Below are 241 nucleotides of genomic sequence, written 5' to 3' on the forward strand. Positions count from 1 at the left end.
TCCCAGCCTGTCGACACTGCATCTTTCGCGATCAGGACGCGGATCTCGGGGTCGTCCTGCACAGTCTCGGGGCTCACCTTCGGGATGGTGTATTCGCCAAGGTGGAGAGTCTCGCGATCGCCGAGGACGTGCCCGACCTGTTGGGTGTCGAACCCGGGCAGGTGCTGCCGGATGGTGTCCAGAATGAGTTTGATTTGCCTGTCCTCAGGGTCAGTCTTGTTGTCTTCCTTGTTCGGGATTT

1 protein-coding gene is annotated in these 241 nt (G+C 59.3%); it reads right to left on the reverse strand.

Annotation, left to right across the window (positions count from 1 at the left end; translation table 11 throughout):
* Window positions 1-241 (reverse strand): hypothetical protein (locus tag BN358_RS26165; RefSeq protein ID WP_198018379.1); only part of this gene is annotated, 241 nt, incomplete at both ends.

It is taken from the genome of Sedimentibacter sp. B4, from assembly GCF_000309315.1.
Lineage (GTDB): Bacteria > Bacillota > Clostridia > Tissierellales > Sedimentibacteraceae > Sedimentibacter > Sedimentibacter saalensis.